The sequence below is a fragment of the Pelagovum pacificum genome, from assembly GCF_016134045.1.
GTDB classification, from domain to species: Bacteria; Pseudomonadota; Alphaproteobacteria; order Rhodobacterales; family Rhodobacteraceae; genus Oceanicola; species Oceanicola pacificus_A.
The window spans coordinates 3,329,441-3,347,722 of sequence record NZ_CP065915.1 but is presented as its reverse complement, the minus strand read 5'-3'; the positions used below and the strand labels follow the sequence as shown (position 1 = coordinate 3,347,722).

Annotated in this window: 15 protein-coding genes; 5 read left to right on the top strand and 10 right to left on the bottom strand. The window is 65.4% G+C overall.

Going from position 1 to position 18,282, the window contains the following annotated elements; genetic code table 11:
- Window positions 1–3 precede the first annotated feature (3 nt).
- The 5 genes from mrdA to I8N54_RS16375 all read right to left on the bottom strand — a co-directional run bounded on the left by mrdA (window position 4) and on the right by I8N54_RS16375 (window position 6,371).
- Window positions 4–1,947, bottom strand: coding sequence for a penicillin-binding protein 2 (gene mrdA, locus I8N54_RS16395; RefSeq protein ID WP_140196415.1), 1,944 nt, complete (start codon window positions 1,945–1,947; stop codon window positions 4–6).
- Window positions 1,944–2,486: a rod shape-determining protein MreD gene (locus tag I8N54_RS16390; RefSeq protein ID WP_140196413.1), complete on the bottom strand. Its 543-nt coding sequence runs from the start codon at window positions 2,484–2,486 to the stop codon at window positions 1,944–1,946. The genes mrdA and I8N54_RS16390 overlap by 4 nt, the downstream gene beginning before the upstream one ends.
- Window positions 2,479–3,429 carry a rod shape-determining protein MreC gene (gene mreC / locus I8N54_RS16385; RefSeq protein WP_140196411.1) on the bottom strand — a complete coding sequence of 317 codons (951 nt, stop codon included), beginning with the start codon at window positions 3,427–3,429 and terminating at the stop codon, window positions 2,479–2,481. Before mreC ends, I8N54_RS16390 begins: the two co-directional genes overlap by 8 nt.
- Before the next feature lie 34 nt (window positions 3,430–3,463).
- Window positions 3,464–4,504, bottom strand: a complete 1,041-nt coding sequence (locus I8N54_RS16380) for a rod shape-determining protein (RefSeq protein WP_140196409.1) — start codon at window positions 4,502–4,504, stop codon at window positions 3,464–3,466.
- A gap of 298 nt (window positions 4,505–4,802) precedes the next feature.
- Window positions 4,803–6,371, bottom strand: coding sequence for a 2-isopropylmalate synthase (locus tag I8N54_RS16375; RefSeq protein WP_140196407.1), 1,569 nt, complete (start codon window positions 6,369–6,371; stop codon window positions 4,803–4,805).
- A 407-nt stretch (window positions 6,372–6,778) separates the two neighbouring features.
- Here I8N54_RS16375 and I8N54_RS16370 point away from each other — a divergent pair, with 407 nt between their 5' ends.
- Window positions 6,779–7,819 (top strand): Hint domain-containing protein, encoded by a 1,041-nt coding sequence (locus I8N54_RS16370; protein ID WP_197097640.1) that lies wholly within the window; start codon window positions 6,779–6,781, stop codon window positions 7,817–7,819.
- On the opposite strand, the gene I8N54_RS16365 is transcribed toward I8N54_RS16370, so the two are convergent.
- Window positions 7,820–8,740: a manganese-dependent inorganic pyrophosphatase gene (locus I8N54_RS16365; RefSeq protein WP_140196403.1), complete on the bottom strand. Its 921-nt coding sequence runs from the start codon at window positions 8,738–8,740 to the stop codon at window positions 7,820–7,822.
- Window positions 8,741–9,282: 542 nt separating this feature from the next.
- On the opposite strand from I8N54_RS16365, the gene I8N54_RS16360 reads away from it, so the two are divergent.
- Window positions 9,283–9,939, top strand: coding sequence for a DUF2161 domain-containing phosphodiesterase (locus tag I8N54_RS16360; protein WP_140196401.1), 657 nt, complete (start codon window positions 9,283–9,285; stop codon window positions 9,937–9,939).
- On the opposite strand, the gene I8N54_RS16355 is transcribed toward I8N54_RS16360, so the two are convergent.
- On the bottom strand, window positions 9,927–10,916 hold the full coding sequence (locus I8N54_RS16355; protein WP_140196399.1) for a TraB/GumN family protein: 990 nt from the start codon (window positions 10,914–10,916) through the stop codon (window positions 9,927–9,929). The genes I8N54_RS16360 and I8N54_RS16355 overlap by 13 nt on opposite strands.
- 1,055 nt (window positions 10,917–11,971) lie before the next feature.
- Here I8N54_RS16355 and I8N54_RS16350 point away from each other — a divergent pair.
- A complete protein-coding gene (locus tag I8N54_RS16350) occupies window positions 11,972–12,283 on the top strand; it encodes a co-chaperone GroES (protein WP_140196397.1) in 312 nt (103 codons plus the stop codon).
- Window positions 12,284–12,353: 70 nt separating this feature from the next.
- A complete protein-coding gene (groL, locus tag I8N54_RS16345; RefSeq protein WP_140196395.1) occupies window positions 12,354–13,997 on the top strand; it encodes a chaperonin GroEL in 1,644 nt (547 codons plus the stop codon).
- A gap of 313 nt (window positions 13,998–14,310) precedes the next feature.
- Here the strand turns inward: groL and I8N54_RS16340 are convergent, their stop codons facing one another.
- Window positions 14,311–14,793, bottom strand: a complete 483-nt coding sequence (locus tag I8N54_RS16340; RefSeq protein ID WP_140196393.1) for a VOC family protein — start codon at window positions 14,791–14,793, stop codon at window positions 14,311–14,313.
- Between the two features lie 92 nt (window positions 14,794–14,885).
- The gene (gene trpS / locus I8N54_RS16335; protein WP_140196391.1) at window positions 14,886–15,905 is read right to left on the bottom strand and encodes a tryptophan--tRNA ligase; all 1,020 of its coding nucleotides are present in this window, start codon (window positions 15,903–15,905) and stop codon (window positions 14,886–14,888) included.
- Window positions 15,906–15,981: 76 nt separating this feature from the next.
- On the opposite strand from trpS, the gene I8N54_RS16330 reads away from it, so the two are divergent.
- Window positions 15,982–16,659: a rhomboid family intramembrane serine protease gene (locus I8N54_RS16330; RefSeq protein WP_231592703.1), complete on the top strand. Its 678-nt coding sequence runs from the start codon at window positions 15,982–15,984 to the stop codon at window positions 16,657–16,659.
- Here the strand turns inward: I8N54_RS16330 and murJ are convergent.
- Complete coding sequence (gene murJ, locus I8N54_RS16325) at window positions 16,656–18,206, bottom strand: murein biosynthesis integral membrane protein MurJ (RefSeq protein ID WP_140196389.1); 1,551 nt, start codon at window positions 18,204–18,206, stop codon at window positions 16,656–16,658. The genes I8N54_RS16330 and murJ overlap by 4 nt on opposite strands.
- Window positions 18,207–18,282: the final 76 nt, after the last annotated feature.

The window sequence follows — 18,282 nt, the reverse complement described above, 5'->3', positions numbered from 1 at the left end:
GCGTTACGCCCTGTCGTTGCCGTTACGCGCGGCGGCCCGCTGTTCCATCTGCTCCTGCTGCTCATGAATGCGACCGCGCACGGCGGAGGGGTAGGCCTCCAGCGGCGGCGTGCCGTTGTAGAGCGCCTGAAGCATGATGTCCCGCGCGAGCGGCGAGGCCGCGCCACCACCGCCGCCGTGTTCGACGACAACGGCCACGGCGTATTTCGGATTGTTGGCCGGGGCGAAGCAGACGAACAGCCCGTGGTCCCGACGCTCCCACGGCAGGTCGGCGTTGCTCGTGACCCCGGCGGCGCGTTCTTCGGCCGTGATGCGGCGGACCTGACTGGTGCCGGTCTTGCCCGACATCTGGAACTCGTCGGCGAGGATGCGGCTGCTGTAGGCCGTCCCGCGCGAGTGGTTTACGACGGCATTCATCGACTCCCGAACGCGGCGGAGGTTGTTCTCGTTCAGGCCGAGCGGTTCACCCGCGCCCGAGGGTTGCGGCACGCCGTCGATGGTGCGGATCAGGCGCGGGGTAAGTGCGCGGCCCGTCGCGATGCGGCCGACCATGACGGCGAGTTGCACCGGAGAGGTCAGGACATAGCCCTGCCCGATGGAGGCGTTGACCGTGTCGCCGATCCGCCATTCCTCACCGTTGAAGCCGCGTTTCCATTCCTTGTTCGGAGCGATCCCCTCGGTCACGGCGGACATCGGGATCTCGTGGCGCATGCCGAGGCCGAGCTTCTTCGCCATCTCCGCGATCTTGTCGATGCCGACCCGCTGGCCGACATCGTAGTAATAGACGTCGCAGGATTGCTTCAGGCTCTCGTGGAGGTTGATGTTGCCGTGCCCGCCGCGCCGCCAGCAGTGGAAGCGCACGTCGCTGACGTCGAGGTGCCCGGGGCAGTAGACCGTCTCCTCGGTATCGATCTCGCCCGCTTCGAGGGCGGCGAGCGCGGTGACCATCTTGAAGGTGGACCCGGGCGGATAGGCGTCCTGCACCGCCTTGGAGGCGAGAGGGCGGTACGTATCCTCGTTCAGCGCGGACCAGTCGGCGACGGAGATGCCGCGCACGAACAGGTTCGGATCGAACGACGGGGTCGAGCCGATCGCCCGGATGTCGCCGTCCTCGAGGTCGAGCACGACGGCGCTCGCGCTTTCACCGTCGAGCCGCGCGTGCAGGTATTCCTGCAGGTTCGCGTCGATGGTGAGCTGGATGTCCTTGCCCTTGTCGCCGTCCTGACGGCCCAGCTCGCGCATCACGCGGCCGACGGCGTTCACCTCGATCCGCTTGGTGCCGGCGGTGCCGCGCAACGTATGCTCGAGTCTGGCCTCGACGCCGGTCTTGCCGACCTGGAAGCGCGGGATCTCGAGCAGCGGATCCTCGTCCTCGGCAAGGTAGCCGCGCGTCAGGTCGTAGTCCGATACCGGGCCGACGTAGCCCACCACATGCGCCATGTCGCCGCCGCGCCCGTAGAAGCGCGACAGGCCGACCTCGGCACTGATGCCGGGCAGGGCAGGGGTGTTGACGGTGACACGGGCCACGTCTTCCCACGGAACGCGTTCCATGATGGTCACCGGAACGAAGGGCGAGCGGCGGGCCATCTCTTCTTTAGCGCGGTCGATGGCATCCTGCTCCAGCGGGATGATCCGGGCGAGCCGGGCGAGCGCCTCATCCACGTCGCCGGCATCCTCGCGGACGATGACGATGCGATAGTTCTGCTCGTTCTCTGCCAGCTTCTGACCGTTGCGATCGAAGATCAGGCCGCGGGCCGGCGGAACGAGGCGCAGGTTCACCCGGTTTTCCTCGGCGAGCAGCCGGAATTCGTCCGCCTGATCCACCTGCATCGAATGCATCCGCCAGCCCAGCACACTCATCAGGCCGAGCTGTGCCGCGCCGAGGACGAGACCCCGGCGGGTTACGGTGCGCGCGCTGCGCTGAATATCCTTCGTCGGACGCTTCATATGCGGTGCCCCAGAGAATCGACGGCCCCCGGCGCGGGGCGGTCGACGCCAGCGATATAATAGGAGAGCAGGGTCACGACAGGATAGACCATCACGGTCGCAACCATTTGAAACATGACCAGCGGCAGCGGTGCCTGCGGCGCCATGGCGAGCGCGAGCGCCAGCCGGTTCGCCATCACCGCGCCGACGACGACCAGCGAGACGGTCAGCCATTCCAGCGGGAACGCGACGGCGCGCAGGTCGGGAGAGCGGTGCCGCAGCACTTCCGACCCGATCAGCACGATCCCGGCCCAGAGGCCCGGCGGGCGGTGAAACAGGATGTCCGTCAGGACGAAAGCGGACGCGATCAGCAGTGCCGGAACGTAGTCCGGCCGTCGCGCGGCCCACGCGAAGGTGACGGCCAGCATCATGTCCGGCGGCGCCCACGTACGGGTCATCGTGTCGAGCGGCAGCAGGTGGACGAAGATCAGGAACAAGACGATCGCGACGTAGATGCCACGGCCGATCCATGTCTGGGCAACAGGGTTGGCTTCAGCCATCGGCGCCCTCCGAACTGGCGAGCTCCTCTTCCGGGTCCTGCACGACCAGCGGGTCCGGTTCTTCGATCGCGTCGGGATCCGGTACTTCGACCGGCGCGATCAACGCGCCGGATTCGGTGATCCGCTCTGCCGGCTGGGAGCGCATGACACGCAGGAATTCGAGCCGCTCATAGTCGGCAGCGAGCCGCACCCGAAGGCGCCGGTCGGTGCCGAGCGCGACTTGGCCGAGCAGCAGGTCGGCCGGGAACACGCCGCCGTCGCCGGACGAGATCACGCGGTCGCCCGGTCGGACGACCTCGTCGTTCTCGAGGAACTCGATCGGCGGGTTCATGGAGTTGTCGCCCACCAGAACCGCCTTCTGCCCGGAGGGCTGAATGGTGATCGGGATGCGGCTCGAGGTGTCGGTCAGCAGCATGACGCGCGACGTGTCGCGCCCGACGCCGCTGATCCGTCCGACAAGGCCAATGCCGTCCATGACCGGCCAGCCGTCGAGTATGCCGTCGCGGCTTCCGACGTTCAGCAGCACCGACTGCCGGAAGGGCGAGCCGCTGTCGGCCAGCACGACACCGGTGATCCAGGTGAGCTCGGGGTCGAGGTTCACCTGGTTGAGGTCGCGCAGCTTCGCGTTCTCCTGTTCCAGCTGAAGCGCGGCCTCGCGCCACGCCTTCATCTGCTGGAGTTCGCGACGCAGCTCCGTGTTCTGCTGGGCGAGCCGCTGGTAGGACTGGAAGTCGTGGACGAGGTTGATGACACCCGTCACAGGCGCCAGCGCCCAGTCGAAGGACGGCACGACGCGGTCGATGACCATAGCGCGGTAGCGCTCCACCCGCGGCGAGTCGATGCGCCAGAAGAGAAACAGGCCAAAGAGCACAACAACGAGCACACCGATCAGCAAGCGCCGGATCGGTCCCACGAAGTCGGTGGTCTGTTTCTCCTTGGCCAAGTTAACTCTGTCCCAGGGTCCGGCCAGGCCGGTGTCAGCTGTCGTAGTCTATGACGTGCCGAAGCTGGCGCTCGTATTCTAGCGCCTTGCCCGTGCCCAAAGCGACACAATTCAGTGACTCGTCTGCCACGCTGATCGCGAGGCCCGTCTGTTCGCGAAGCGCGAGGTCGAGTTCGCCGAGCAGCGCCCCGCCACCCGTCAGCATCACGCCACGGTCGACGATGTCGGCGGCGAGGTCCGGCGGAGTCGCTTCGAGCGCGGTCATCACCGCCTCGCAGATCTGCTGGACCGGCTCCGCGAGCGCTTCGGCAACCTGCGCCTGGCTGATCTCGGTCTCCTTCGGGACACCGTTCAGCAAGTCGCGGCCACGAATGTGCATCGACTGGCCACGGCCGTCGTCGGGCATCCGCGCGGTGCCGATGGAGGTCTTGATCCGCTCCGCCGTGGATTCGCCGATCAGCAGGTTATGCTGGCGCCGCAGGTAGGAGACGATCGCCTCGTCCATGCGATCGCCGCCGACGCGCACCGAGCGGGCGTAGACGATGTCGCCGAGTGACAGCACCGCGACTTCGGTCGTGCCGCCGCCGATGTCGACGACCATGGAGCCCGTCGGGTCGGTGATCGGCATCCCGGCCCCGATGGCGGCCGCGATCGGCTCTGCGATCAGACCGGCGCGTCGGGCACCGGCAGACAGCACGGACGTGCGGATCGCGCGCTTCTCGACCGGCGTCGCGCCGTGCGGCACGCAGACGATGATCTTGGGCTTGGAGAAGGTGGAGCGCTTGTGAACCTTGCGGATGAAGTGCTTGATCATCTCCTCGGCGACGTCGAAATCGGCGATAACGCCTTCGCGCATCGGCCGGATCGCTTCGATCGAGCCGGGCGTCCGTCCAAGCATCAGCTTGGCGTCCTCGCCTACGGCCAGCACCTTCTTGACGCCGTCCTTCACGTGGTAGGCGACCACGGACGGCTCCGAAAGGATCACGCCGCGCCCCTTCACGTAGACCAGCGTATTCGCGGTCCCTAGGTCGATCGCCATGTCGGAGGAAAACAGCCCTGTCAGGTAACCCAGCATTCGTTATCCGCTCCATTGCCCCAATGTCCGCGATTCTCCCGAATGGGAGGCAGACTGCGGGCTTATAGGATCCTGCAGGCTAAGGTGAAAGGGTAGTTTCCGAAGGGTCCGGCGCGTTTCCGCCGCAGTGGGTAAGCCCGCACCCCACAAGCCCGTCCGGTCCTCGTTCCTGCACCCCATGGCGCGGTGTTCAGGCTGTCAGAGAACCGTTGGCGGTGACAAATCGCCTTTGTTTCGGGCGCGTCGGATGTCTGCTTCAGGGGCGGGCGCGATGTCGTCACCGCGCCCGCCTCGTCGATCACTCGCCAGCGTCCTTGTAGGACACTTCCTTCGTGTCCACGCCGGGCGCCGTCTTCTGGCGGCGCACGATCAGCCGGTTCAGCGCGTTGATGTAGGCCTTCGTCGAGGCGACGACCGTGTCGGTGTCCGCCGACATGCCGGTCGCGATGCGCCCCTCTTCCTCGAGCCGGACGGTCACGGTCGCCTGCGCGTCCGTGCCTTCGGTCACCGCATGCACCTGGTAGAGCGCCAGCCGCGCGCCATGGGGGAACACCGACTTCACGGCGTTGAAGGCGGAATCGACCGGGCCGTCACCCGTCGCGGAGACCGTCTGCTCCGCGCCATCGACGCTGATCGCCATTTCAGCCTCCGCCGGGCCGGCGGTGCCGCAGACGACACGCAGTGAGACGAGCTTCAGGTGATCCTCGGCGCCCTCGTTCTGGCGAACCAGCGCGACGATGTCCTCGTCGTAGACTTCCTTCTTGCGGTCGGCGAGGTCCTTGAACCGGACGAACACGTCGTTCAGCTGGTTGTCGGCCAGTTCCAAGCCGAGGTCCTTCAGCTTCGCCCGCAGCGCGGCCCGGCCAGAGTGTTTGCCCATGACCAGCGAGGTCTCGGACAGGCCGACGTCGGCGGGGCGCATGATCTCGAACGTCTCGGCGTTCTTGAGCATCCCGTCCTGGTGAATGCCGCTCTCGTGGGCGAAGGCGTTCTTGCCGACGATCGCCTTGTTGAACTGCACGGCGAAGCCCGAAACGGTCGCGACGCGGCGAGAGATATTCATGATCTTCGTCGTGTCGATGCTGGTCGAGTACGGCATGATGTCATTGCGCACCCTGAGCGCCATCACGACTTCTTCCAGCGCCGTGTTGCCGGCCCGCTCGCCCAGACCGTTGATCGTGCATTCGATCTGGCGGGCGCCGCCCTCGACCGCCGCCAGCGAGTTCGCCGTCGCCATGCCGAGGTCGTTGTGACAGTGCGTCGCGAACACCACCTCGTCGGCGCCGGGAACGGTCGCGATCAGGCGGCGGATCAGGTCGGCGCTTTCACCCGGCGCGGTATAGCCAACCGTGTCGGGGATGTTGATCGTCGTCGCACCGGCCTTGATGGCGATCTCGATAACTCGGCAGAGGTAATCCCACTCCGTCCGGGTCGCGTCCATCGGCGACCACTGGATGTTGTCGCAGAGGTTGCGGGCATGGGTCACCGTATCGTGGATCCGCTCCGCCATCTGGTCCATGTCGAGGTTCGGAATGGCCCGGTGCAGCGGCGAGGTGCCGATGAAGGTGTGGATGCGCGGGCTCTTGGCGGGGCGCACGGCCTCCCACGCCCGGTCGATGTCCTTGAAGTTCGCGCGGGCGAGGCCGCAGATCGTCGCATTCTGCGCGCGTTCTGAGATCTCCTTCACCGCGCGGAAGTCGCCCTCGGAGGCGATCGGGAAGCCGGCTTCGATGATGTCGACGCCCATCTCGTCGAGCAGCTGGGCGATTTCCAGCTTCTCGGCATGGGTCATGGTGGCGCCGGGGGACTGCTCTCCGTCACGCAGGGTGGTGTCGAAGATCAATACTCGGTTGGGATCGGTGGTCATGTCTGGTCCTTCGTCTGCTATGTCTCTTCGGCGCTGGTCCTCCCCTGAGCGGTCGCGCCGATGAGGGCACGCTCAGAGGCGACTAAGGAGCAGGCGAAGGCCGAGGCGCGGCAGGCCAAGGATGGCTGCGGGAAGGATATGACGCTCGGACTTCATGGCGGGCACTATAATCGCCGCGAACAGTTTGAAAAGAGTTAGGATCGGAAAATCTCGAGTTGATTTTTCAACAAGCAGATTTCGAGAAATTTGCCAACAATTCAATGCATTCGGCGTGACATTCCCGGTGTTCACTTAATGGAATTTCACTGTTTTACCCTATTGGGACCCCATTCTGGGTCTTCCGCACGTGTATGACAGCAGAATGAGACGTGCCGCCTTGCCCCGACTGGCGGTGCCGGGAAGGGATGATGACGACCTACTGGATCGACGCCTCGAACTGGAACTCCCCGACCTTCTGGTCGACTGTCTGCCCGATCGGGACCGGCCATGTCCTCGATTTCTCGGCGCTCGGACCGGAGTTCTTCGTTGCGCTCGATCCCCAGGCGGACTGCCTCTACCTCTCCGACGGCGGTTCCAAGTTCTACGTTGGCGGCATGTCGGCCCGACCGCTTCAGGATGCCTGCCTTGGCGACGGCGCGTCCTTCGATCAGTTTCACATGCTGACCGGCGGCGACGGGGAAGAGTGGGTGTGCGATGACGAAGCGCGTCCGCCCGTAGCTGCGCCTCAGCAAGAGCCGGAGCGGTCCCCGGTCCGCCTTCGGGACTGGACGGACCTCGGGGCGGACCGCATCGCCGACCTCTCCTCCCTGTCCTATCCGGGGGACGAGACCGGCCTGATCCGGCTGGACGACGGAACGCTCCTGGAATTTCCGGAAATCGAGTCGGTGATCTGTTTCGCCGCCGGGACAAGGATCGCGACGGCACGCGGCGCCCGGCCGATCGAAGATCTCTGCCCCGGTGACCTCGTCATCACAAGCGACCACGGCTTGCGCCCGATCCGCTGGGTCGGCTCGCGCACAGTGCCCGGAATCGGCGCTCTGGCCCCAATCCGGTTTCGTACGGGCACGCTTGTCGGACAGTCGGAGGACATCGTGGTGTCGCCGCAGCACCGGATGCTGATCCACGGATACCGGGCCGAACTTCTCTACGGCGACAGCGAAGTGCTGGTGACGGCGCGCCATCTCGTCGATGGCACCCAGGTGCTGGAGGAGACGCGGCCCGAGGTGACCTACCATCACATCATGTTCGACGAGCACGAGATCGTCTACGCCGAGGGCGCGGCGGCGGAGAGCTTTCATCCAGGTCAGGTCGCCGTGACCTCGATCGAGGCCGCCGCGCGGGAAGAGCTCTTCCGCCTGTTTCCCGAACTCCGCACCAATGTCGGCAGCTACGGCGATACCGCGCGACGCTGCCTCAACGAGCACGAAGTCCGGGTGCTTCAGCCCTGATCAGACCGCGAGCGCGGGAATGATCTGTTTCTTCCGGCTCATGATGCCGGGGAGGACGACGCTGTCACCGGTGACTGTCGCGCCAAAGCTCTTCTCGGCGACCGTCTTGGTCAGGTCGTTCGGGACCAGCAGCGTGGCCTCTTCCTTCAGGATGTCGACGACGAACAGCAGCACCTGGTCGACACCGTCTTCGGCGGCGACGGTCGACATGGTTTCCATCAGCGATGCCTTCCGGTCGAGGACCATCTGCGGCGCGGTCGTCTCGAGCACGGAGACCCGGAACTTGGTGCCGCCGGTGGCATATTCCTTGGAGTCCATCCGCAGCAGCTCCGCATCTGAGAAGGCGGAGACGTCGGACTTCGCGGCGAACATCTCGGCCGCGAACTCGGGGATGGAGACGCCGAGGTCACCGGCGAGTTTCACGGCGAGCGCCTTGTCGGTCTCGGTCGTGGTGGGGGAGCGGAATTCCAGCGTGTCGGACAGGATGCAGGACAGCATGAGGCCCTTGATCCCGTCGGGCATCGTCTCGGCGCGCTCGCCCATGATCTGGTGCATGACGGTGACCGTGCAGGCGAGCGGGCGGATCGTGATGTCGATCGGGCTCGTCGTCTCGATCCCGCCGGTCAGCTTGTGGTGGTCGATGATCGCCTTGATGTCCGCGCCGTTGATATTGGCGGGCAGCTCAGCGGGGTTGTTGGTGTCGACGATCACGACCGGCTGGCCGTCCTCGACATCGTCCAAAACCGGCGGCAGCTCGAAGCCCCAGCGGTCTGCGACGAACTTCGCCTCGGTGTTCGGTTCGCCGAGAAGCCGCGCCTCGGCAGCTTCGCCATGATGTTCGGTCAGGTACCAGGCCCAGATGAGGGGCGCGCCGGTGGAGTCGGTGTCGGGTGCCTTGTGGCCGAAAACGAGCGTGGTCATGTGTCGGGAAACCTGTGTGTCACGTGGGTTTGAATCGCGGGCGTTATAGGGGCGCGGCTCCGCCTTGTCACCCGCGCCTGTCGCCACCGGATTGGACAGCTTCGAGCCCCGGTGATATGCTGGTCGGCAACAAGAGGAGTATCTTGGCAATGATCCGTCAGACGGCCTGAGCCACCGCCCGTCCTGAAAGATACACCTGCCGGGGAGTACCCTGCCTATGATCCTTCACGTCTGAGCGCCCGTTTCCTGCGGGCAATCGCGACCGCCCGAGCGGTCTGTCTCCATGCTCGACGAAAGGCAGTCTCATGCCGAAGAAATCCATTCCACCCTTTCTGCCGGAGGGGCGTGCCGCCCTGTCTGGAGAGACGAAACCGCGTGTCGCGCCGCATAAGAAGCCGGTGCCGCGCAAGGGCCAGGGATGGCCATCCCGCATCACCGCGCAGATGAAGCCGGGAAAGATCCCGCGCCGGCCCGGCCAGCGGTGACTTGAAACCGGGTGCCCGGCCGGGGCCTACTCCGGCCGGGCACCACCCGGGACGATCATGCGCGAAGCCGACCTCTATCCACCGATCAAACGCCACCTCGAAGCGCTGGGCTACGAGGTGAAGGGCGAAGTGGGGCCCGCGGATGTCGTCGCCCGTCGCGGCGACGAGCCGCCGGTCGTGGTCGAGTTGAAACTGGGCTTCTCGCTCGCCCTGTTCCATCAGGCGATCGCGCGGCAGGCGATCACGGACGAGGTCTATATCGCCGTCGCCCGACCCAAGCGCGACGGGCTGAAGCGCAACCTCGCGCTAGCCCGGAGGTTGGGGCTCGGCGTCATCACGGTGCGCGACCGGGACGAGCTGGTGGAGGTGCACTGCGACCCCGGACCGTTCCAGCCGCGCAAGTCACCGAAGAAGGCTGACCGCCTGCTGCGGGCGTTCGAGCGTCTGCGTGGCGACCCCAACTCCGGCGGTGCGACGCGGCACGGCATCGTCACCGGCTACCGGCAGGATGCGCTTGCCTGCGCGCGCTTCCTTGCGGTCCACGGTCCATCGCGCGGCGCGCGCGTCGCGGAATGGGCCGAAGTTCCGGCCGCGCGGCGCATCATGTCGGACAATCACTACGGCTGGTTCGAGCGGGTCGCGCACGGCACCTACGGCCTGACGGAAGCGGGGCGGCGCGGCCTCGCCGACTATGGCGACGATCAGCCCTCGTAAGGCTCCACGGTCCAGCCAGCCTGTTCGAGCAAACGCAGCAGGCCAGTGTCGCCAGGCAGGTGTCCAGCGCCCACGGCGACCATGATGTTGCCGGGACCGGCCTTTTCCAAGACGTCGACCCAGTTGCGGTTGCGCGTCTCGAGGAGCTCCGTCTCGTAGAGATCGAAGATCGCCTTTGCCTCCGCGTCGTCGCCTTGATTGAGGCGCTTCGAGACGATGGCCGACAGTTCCCAGATCTCGGCGGTCCGGCCCTCGAAGTAACCGTCCATCATCGCAACCATGGATTGCTCGGCGAGGTCGTCGGGCACCGTGCTGAAGCGCAGCAGATCGAGCTGCACGTCGATCGGGCTCTCGTCGAAGAGGCGGATCAGCGTGTTCCAGGGCTCTAGCGCGCGCATCGGCGTGCCGGCAGCCTCGGCTTCGGCCATCAGCATGTGGTCGAGCCCGCGCTCCCCGCTCGCCAGAAGCTCGATCATGCAGGACGGTGTGCCAAGCGCCATCGACAGGTACCAGGGCTTCATCTGCGAGGCCATGAATGGCGGCACCTGCCGGGCGGAAGCCGCGGCGGCGAGGGTCTGCCAGGTCTCCTCGTCCAGCATTTCGGGCAGGGTGGGGCCCTCGGTTATCAGCAACTGGCCGGGATCGGCGATCAGCGCCTGCTCCATCTCGTTTTCTTCGACCGGCGTCGCTTCGAGGTAGAGTTCATCGACCTCCGACACGAGCGGCCCGATCGCCGCGATCATCGGGTCGAGGCGCGGATCGGCGACATGGATCGTGCCAACGATGATTGCCGTGGTGTCGCCGTCCTGCGCGGACCAGTACAGCCCGTTGGCGTGCGGCGTCTTCGCGGCAGCATCGGTGAGGTAGGCCGCCTCTTCGGCGGTCAGGGTGTCGAACAGGCTGGTCCCGCCGCATTGCGCATCGGCTGCGCCGGCTGTGAGACCGGCGAGTGCGAGGGCGGCGAATGTCTGGCGCATGGGGGCTCCGCGCGTTCGGTCAGGCTGCCGGAACCTAGCCCCGGCAGCCGCCGCGCTCAACAAGCAAAGCCGTGAACCGCCCGGCCATCAGGCCGGACGGGGCGGATCGACGAGCATTTCGCCGATCCGGATCAGGAAGTGGCCGACACGCGAACGGACGGAGTACCGGCGTGGTGTCACCTTGGGTTCGAGCGGCCATGCCGGGGGCTCCGGCAACAAAGGCACCGGCATGGGGGCAAGAACGAAGTCCAGACGCTCCGGCGCATTGCGCTGCCGGACCTGCCGGGCGGGTTTGGGTCTGTGGTCGTATGGTGAAGGCCGCGATGGCGGCACATGGAATGGAGGATGCATTTCGGGCACCTGTTTTGCTTGATTGAAATGGATTTGGTCGCCGCAAAGAGACCGGTCTTGCTGGGTCGCGTGGGCCCGTCAGGCCGTCCGCGCCCCGATGAGGCGCAGGCCTCGCCAACCGCCGTTGCCGAACGCATGTGCGCCACATCGCGCTGCGAAGCCGGCAAGGCCGGCCAGGACAGCGTGGATGCGACGGGTGTCGTCGGTGGCCGCCAGTCGGACAGGTGTCTGTCCGATGGCGCGGCGGTCGAAAGACAGCCGGGTCGGATGGGATCGGACCATGGCCGAACGGGCGGGCATGGGACGGGGATCGTGCGGCACGGTCCGCTCAGGGACCGGGGTCAACAGAATATGCATGGGGCACCTGTTCAGGAAAATCGGCGATGTAGGAGGAGTTGCCCGCAGACGTGGTCCGCCGGGCGGTTCGGAAGGGCCTCTCAGGCCTTAAAACGACTGATCCGAAGCATGTGTAAACCTCCCCGCTTGAAGAACAGGTGCCGACCGGATAGACGGGCGGACCGAGTCTGGCAAGGCTTTCCTGCCGGCCTGTGCGGCTTGTTGCCCATTTGCACTCTGGCGTTGGGCGCGACCGCAAAAATCTCCACCGGCTCGTGTTGACAGGCCTTCTTTCTGTACCTAGTTCGGCGTCATTAGCACTCACGAGGGGTGAGTGCTAAACCTGTTCAACTGAGGAGCTACGACAGATGGCTTTCACACCGCTTCACGACCGTGTCCTGGTCCGCCGCGTCGAATCTGACGAGAAGACCAAAGGTGGCCTGATCATCCCCGACAGCGCCAAGGAAAAGCCCGCAGAGGGCATGATCGTCGCCGTCGGCGCCGGTGCGCGTGACGAGGACGGCGAACGTATCGCCATGGACGTCAAGGAAGGCGACCGCATCCTCTTCGGCAAGTGGTCCGGCACCGAGATCTCGGTCGACGGCGAAGAGCTGCTGATCATGAAAGAGAGCGACATCCTCGGCATCATAGGGGATTCCGCCACTGCCAAGGCTGCCTGAGCCCGCGATGGGTCCCGGTGACCCATCCTACGCCTGACAACATTAACGACAGATCCAGGAGAAGCCCAACATGGCTGCTAAGGACGTACGTTTCGAAACCGACGCCCGCAACCGTATGCTCAAGGGTGTCAACATCCTTGCCGACGCGGTGAAAGTGACCCTCGGCCCGAAAGGCCGCAACGTGGTCATCGAGAAATCCTTCGGTGCCCCGCGCATCACGAAGGACGGTGTTTCGGTCGCCAAGGAAATCGAACTGGAAGACAAGTTCGAGAACATGGGCGCCCAGATGGTGAAGGAAGTCGCTTCCCGCACCAACGACGAAGCCGGTGACGGCACCACGACCGCCACGGTTCTCGCCCAGGCGATCGTCAAGGACGGCCTGAAAGCCGTTGCCGCCGGCATGAACCCGATGGACCTCAAGCGCGGCATCGACATGGCGACCTCCAAGGTCGTTCAGGCCATCAAGGACGCTGCCCGCACCGTCGAGAACTCCGACGAAGTCGCGCAGGTCGGCACCATCTCCGCCAACGGCGAAGCCGAAATCGGCCGTCAGATCGCCGACGCGATGCAGAAAGTCGGCAACGAAGGTGTCATCACCGTCGAAGAGAACAAAGGTCTCGAGACCGAGACCGATGTCGTCGAAGGCATGCAGTTCGACCGCGGCTACCTGTCCCCCTACTTCGTCACGAACTCGGACAAGATGATCGCCGAGCTCGATGACTGCATGATCCTCCTGCACGAGAAGAAACTCTCCTCGCTGCAGCCGCTCGTTCCGCTGCTCGAGCAGGTCATCCAGTCCCAGAAGCCGCTTCTGATCATCGCGGAAGACGTCGAAGGCGAAGCTCTCGCCACGCTCGTCGTCAACAAGCTGCGTGGTGGCCTCAAGATCGCTGCCGTCAAGGCTCCGGGCTTCGGTGACCGCCGCAAGGCCATGCTGCAGGACATCGCGATCCTGACCGGCGGCCAGGTGATCTCGGAAGACCTCGGCATGAAGCTCGAGAATGTCACGATGGACATGCTCGGCACCGCCAAGACGGTCAACATCACCAAGGACGAGACCACGATCGTCGACGGTCACGGCGAGAAGGCCGAGATCGAAGCCCGCGTCAGCCAGATCCGCACGCAGATCGAGGAAACCACCTCGGACTACGACAAGGAGAAGCTGCAGGAGCGCGTCGCCAAGCTGGCCGGCGGTGTTGCCGTCATCCGCGTCGGCGGCATGACCGAAGTCGAAGTGAAAGAGCGCAAGGACCGCGTCGATGACGCGCTGAACGCCACCCGTGCTGCCGTTCAGGAAGGCATCGTGGTCGGCGGCGGCGTCGCGCTCGTCCAGGGTGCGAAGGCTCTCGACGGCCTGACCGGTGCCAACAGCGATCAGGACGCCGGCATCGCCATCGTCCGCCGCGCGCTGGAAGCTCCGCTGCGCCAGATCGCCGAGAACGCCGGTGTCGACGGTTCCGTCGTTGCGGGCAAGATCCGCGAAAGCGACGACCTGAAGTTCGGCTTCAACGCCCAGACCGAAGAATATGGCGACATGTTCAAGTTCGGTGTCATCGACCCCGCCAAGGTGGTCCGCACCGCTCTCGAGGACGCTGCCTCGGTTGCCGGCCTGCTGGTCACCACCGAAGCGATGATCGCCGACAAGCCGCAGAAAGAGGGTGCCGGTGGCGCCCCCGACATGGGCGGCATGGGCGGCATGGGCGGCATGATGTAATCAGCCGTTCCAACCGGAACAGCGGAGGGCATCTGCCCTCCGCACGACCCACAAGGTCGGACAGCCCCCGGAGTTTCTCCGGGGGTTTTCTTTTGTCGAGTGCTGTCAATTAGTTGCCCGATCGCGGGGCGGTGGCCGCATACATGGGAACGCCCGAACAAAATGGCGCCCGGGCGGGGCGGCCCGGGCGCCAGGGGAGCATCGGCAGGGACGGGCCGATGGCCCGGCTATGGCCGGGTGACCGGAGTGGAGGACGGACAATCCTGCCCCGGCACGATCAGCGTGACGGGATTCGGATTCCGATTTGTGACGGTCAGGCGTGCGTCAGCAGTTCTCGCAAGTCGATCGGCGCATTGACCATCTTCAGCTTGCCGTCCGCATCGCGCGGCCACTCTGACTCTGCACGGTCGCGATACAGCTCGACCCCGTTCTGGTCCGGATCGCGCAAGTAGAGCGCTTCGCTCACTCCGTGGTCCGCCGCGCCGTCCAACGGGATACCGGCATCGACAACCTGCTTCAGCACGCGGGCCAGCGACGCGCGGTCCGGGTAGAGAAACGCGGTGTGATAAAGTCCGGTGTGTCCGGCAGGAGGTGGCGTGGCGCCGAGGCTCTCCCAGGTATTCAGACCGATGTGGTGGTGATAGCCGCCCGCCGACAGGAACGCGGCCTGCTTGCCATAGTACTGCATGACCTCGAAGCCGAGGACGCCGGAGTAGAAGGCGATGGATTTCTCCAGGTCGGAGACCTTGAGGTGGATGTGGCCCACCTTGGTGGCAGCTGGTGCGACGTATGTCATGGCGCGGCTCTCCTTTTCGCAACTTTAGATAGTCGCGTGGAAAGCCGCGCAGAAGGCTCCAAAAATCGCAGATCCTGTGCGGAAAAGCGAAGTCAGCTACGGATAAGGCCGACGATCTCGTGTGTCCGGTCGAGGATCGGGCTCGCGATTTCCCGCGCGCGTTCCGCACCGCGCCCGAGCAGCCGGTCGATCTCGGCCGGGTCGTCCATCAGGCGTTTCATGTCGGTGGCGATCGGCGACAGCTTCTCGACCGCAAGGTCGGCGAGCGCGGGCTTGAACTTGCCCCAACCCGCACCGGCATATTCGGCGATGACCGCCTCGGAGCTCTGGTTCGACAGCGATGCGTAGATGTCGACGAGGTTCCTCGCTTCGGCGCGATCCTTCAGCCCGTCGAGCGTCTCGGGCAGGGGCTCGGGGTCCGTGCGCGCCTTCTTGAACTTCTTGGCGATCGTGTCGGCATCGTCGGTCATGTTGATCCGCTCCATGTCCGACTCACCCGACTTCGACATCTTCTTCGACCCGTCGCGCAGGTTCATTACGCGCATCGCGGGGCCTTCAATGACCGGCTCGGTCAGCGGGAAGAACTCCTCGCCGAAGTCATGGTTGAACTTCGTCGCGATGTCGCGCGTCAGCTCGACATGCTGCTTCTGGTCCTCGCCCACCGGCACATGGGTGGCGTGGTAGAGCAGGATGTCCGCCGCCATGAGGGACGGATAGGCGTAGAGGCCGAGCGACGACTTCTCGGCGTTCTTGCCGGCCTTCTCCTTGAACTGGGTCATCCGGTCCATCCAGCCGACGCGGGCGACGCAATTGAAGATCCACGCAAGCTCGGCGTGCTGCGCGACCTGGCTCTGGTTGAAGAGGACCGACTTCTCCGGGTCGATGCCGCTGGCCAGCATCCCCGCCGCGACTTCGCGCGTCGCACGGGCGAGCTCCTTCGGGTCCTGCCAGACCGTGATCGCGTGCAGGTCGACGACGCAATAGATCGTCTCGTAACTCTCGCCCTGCATCTCAACCCAACGCTTGATGGCACCAAGGTAATTGCCAAGCGTCAGTCCCCCGGACGGCTTGATGCCGGAGAAGACACGGGGAGCGAATTTGGTCTCGGACATGGGACACCCGCGGGTCTGGTTTTCAAGGACTTCCTCGCTTACCCATGCGCCCTGACAGCGTCAAGGAGACCAGCACGTGCAGGAAGAGTCGCCGTTCAACACCATTCCGCCGGTGATCCTGATCGTCACGGGCATCATGTTCGCGGTCGAGGTCGTGCTCTCGCTCTCCGGCCAGGCCCTGATCGGTGGCCGTGAAGGCATCGGCTGGCGTATCGCGGCGTGGGAGGATTACGGCTTCTCTCCCGCTTTCATGCCGTTCCTATTCGCGCCGGGCGTCGACCAGTTCGACGTGCTCAAGCGGTTCGTGACTTACGCTTTCATCCACGCCTCCTTCACCGATGCGGCTTTCGCGATCGTCATCACGCTGGCGATCGGCAAATTCGTGGGTGAAGTGATGCGGGATTCCGCCATGGCGATCCTCTACATTGCCTGCACGATCCTGCCGGCGATCATCTTCGGGCTCGTCGCGCCCGACGGGGCCTGGCTCTTCAGCGGCTACGCGCCGGCCTACGGGCTCATCGGGGCTTACACCTACATCCTCTGGATCTACCTGCGCAGGAGGGGGGAGCGGCAGATTGCGGCGTTCCGGCTGATCGGTTTCCTGCTGGCGCTGCAGATCGTCTACACCGCTATTTTCGGTGCAAGCAGCCGCTGGATCGCCGAGGTGCCGGGCTTCATCGTCGGCTTCTGCGTCACCCCGATCCTGTTGCCCGGCGGCTGGTCGGCGTTGCTGGCGAAGCTGCGAACCCGCTAGGTCGCGTTGCTCCGCTTCATCGCGCGCGAGAATTCGGACAGCCGGAAGGCACCGATCAGGTGTCCGATACCGAAGTAGCTGACGATGCCGAGCGCGACGAGGCCCATGAGTGCAATGTAGCGCAGCGTCGGCGTTTCGAGCGCGCCGGACAGCAACTGCGCCGCGACCCAAAGCACCACCCCCATGCTGAGCGCGGCGGCAAGGATACGCCAGCCCCGGCGGCGGAAGCGGTCATCGACACTCGCCGCGGCGCCCATGCCGCGAACACCGCTCCACAGCTGCCAGACCATCGACCAGCCGGCGAGCGTGGTGCCGAGCGCCGCGGCGGCGAAGCCGATGAACGGTGCCAGCCCGATGGCGACCGCGGCGTTCACCACCATCGACCAGACGGCGAAGCGGAACGGGCTGCGCGTGTCCTCCCGCGCGAAGTAGAGCGGCTGAAGCGTCTTCTGCAGTACGAAGGCCGGCAGCCCCGCGCCATAGATCGCGACGGCGATGGCGGTGGCAACGACGTCGCTCTGTTCGAACGCGCCGCGCCCGAACAGCACGGAGACGAGCGGCATGGGGATCGCGATCAGCGCGATGGCGGCAGGCACGGTCATCGCAAGCGAGAACTCGCAGGCGCGGTTGAAGGCCTCGCGGCCCCCGGTCTCGTCACCTGCAGCAAGACGGCGGGACAGCTCCGGCAGCAGGACGACGCCGACCGCGATCCCGACCACGCCGAGCGGCAATTGGTAGAGCCGGTCGGCATAGGACAGCCAGGCGATCGCGCCGTCGAAGAAGCTGCCGACCTGCCTGCCGATCAGCAGGTTGATCTGCACGACGCCACCGGCCAGCATCGCGGGCCCGGCGATCCGGGCCAGGCGTTTCAGGTCCGGAGTCAGGCGCGGCATCCTGAAGCGCAGCCGGAACCCGGCGCGGGCTGCGGCGACCCAGACGAGGACAAGTTGCGCGATGCCGGCAAGCGGCACGGTCCAGACCAACGTGTCACCGGGCGCCCAGCCGAGCGTTTCCGCAAGGATCAGTGCGCCGACGAACATCACGTTCAGCACGACCGGCGCCGCGGCAGCGGCCACGAAGCGCCCGGTGGAGTTCAGGACACCCGACAGTAACGCAGCGAGCGAGATGAAAAGGATGTAGGGGAAGGCAACCCGGCCATAGGCGACCGACAGTTCGAAACGCTCGTCCCCGACGAAGCCGCTCGCCATCGCAAAGACCAGCCAGGGCATCAGCGCGATCGCCAGCGTCGAGAAGGCGATCAGCACGGTGGCAAGGCCGGTGAAGGCGTCGTTGGCGAAGGTCCGGGCGTCCTCGTCGTTTTCCAGCTTCTTCGAGAAGATGGGGATGAAGGCCATGTTGAAGGCCCCCTCCGCGAAGAAGCGGCGGAACATGTTGGGCAGCGAGAACGCGACGAGGAAGGCTTCGGCCACGGGCCCTGCGCCGAGACTCGACGCGATCATGATGTCACGCACGAAGCCGAGAACGCGGCTGAGCAGGGTCCAGACTCCGACAGTCAGGAAGCCGGTGATGAGCTTGATCGGTTTCATGTCGGAAAACTGCGCCCCGGGGTTTGTTATTGCGCCGGATCTAGCCGGTTCACGAACGCGTGGGAAGGAGGGCTCT

Coding starts and splice junctions, on each gene's coding strand:
- I8N54_RS16360 (WP_140196401.1), top strand. CDS start 9,283: ATGCGCGAAGCCGACCTCTATCCACCGATCAAACGCCACCTCGAAGCG.
- I8N54_RS16365 (WP_140196403.1), bottom strand. CDS start 8,740: ATGACCACGCTCGTTTTCGGCCACAAGGCACCCGACACCGACTCCACC.
- trpS (WP_140196391.1), bottom strand. CDS start 15,905: ATGTCCGAGACCAAATTCGCTCCCCGTGTCTTCTCCGGCATCAAGCCG.
- mrdA (WP_140196415.1), bottom strand. CDS start 1,947: ATGAAGCGTCCGACGAAGGATATTCAGCGCAGCGCGCGCACCGTAACC.
- I8N54_RS16390 (WP_140196413.1), bottom strand. CDS start 2,486: ATGGCTGAAGCCAACCCTGTTGCCCAGACATGGATCGGCCGTGGCATC.
- groL (WP_140196395.1), top strand. CDS start 12,354: ATGGCTGCTAAGGACGTACGTTTCGAAACCGACGCCCGCAACCGTATG.
- murJ (WP_140196389.1), bottom strand. CDS start 18,206: ATGAAACCGATCAAGCTCATCACCGGCTTCCTGACTGTCGGAGTCTGG.
- I8N54_RS16350 (WP_140196397.1), top strand. CDS start 11,972: ATGGCTTTCACACCGCTTCACGACCGTGTCCTGGTCCGCCGCGTCGAA.
- I8N54_RS16355 (WP_140196399.1), bottom strand. CDS start 10,916: ATGCGCCAGACATTCGCCGCCCTCGCACTCGCCGGTCTCACAGCCGGC.
- I8N54_RS16340 (WP_140196393.1), bottom strand. CDS start 14,793: ATGACATACGTCGCACCAGCTGCCACCAAGGTGGGCCACATCCACCTC.
- I8N54_RS16370 (WP_197097640.1), top strand. CDS start 6,779: ATGACGACCTACTGGATCGACGCCTCGAACTGGAACTCCCCGACCTTC.
- I8N54_RS16380 (WP_140196409.1), bottom strand. CDS start 4,504: ATGCTGGGTTACCTGACAGGGCTGTTTTCCTCCGACATGGCGATCGAC.
- I8N54_RS16375 (WP_140196407.1), bottom strand. CDS start 6,371: ATGACCACCGATCCCAACCGAGTATTGATCTTCGACACCACCCTGCGT.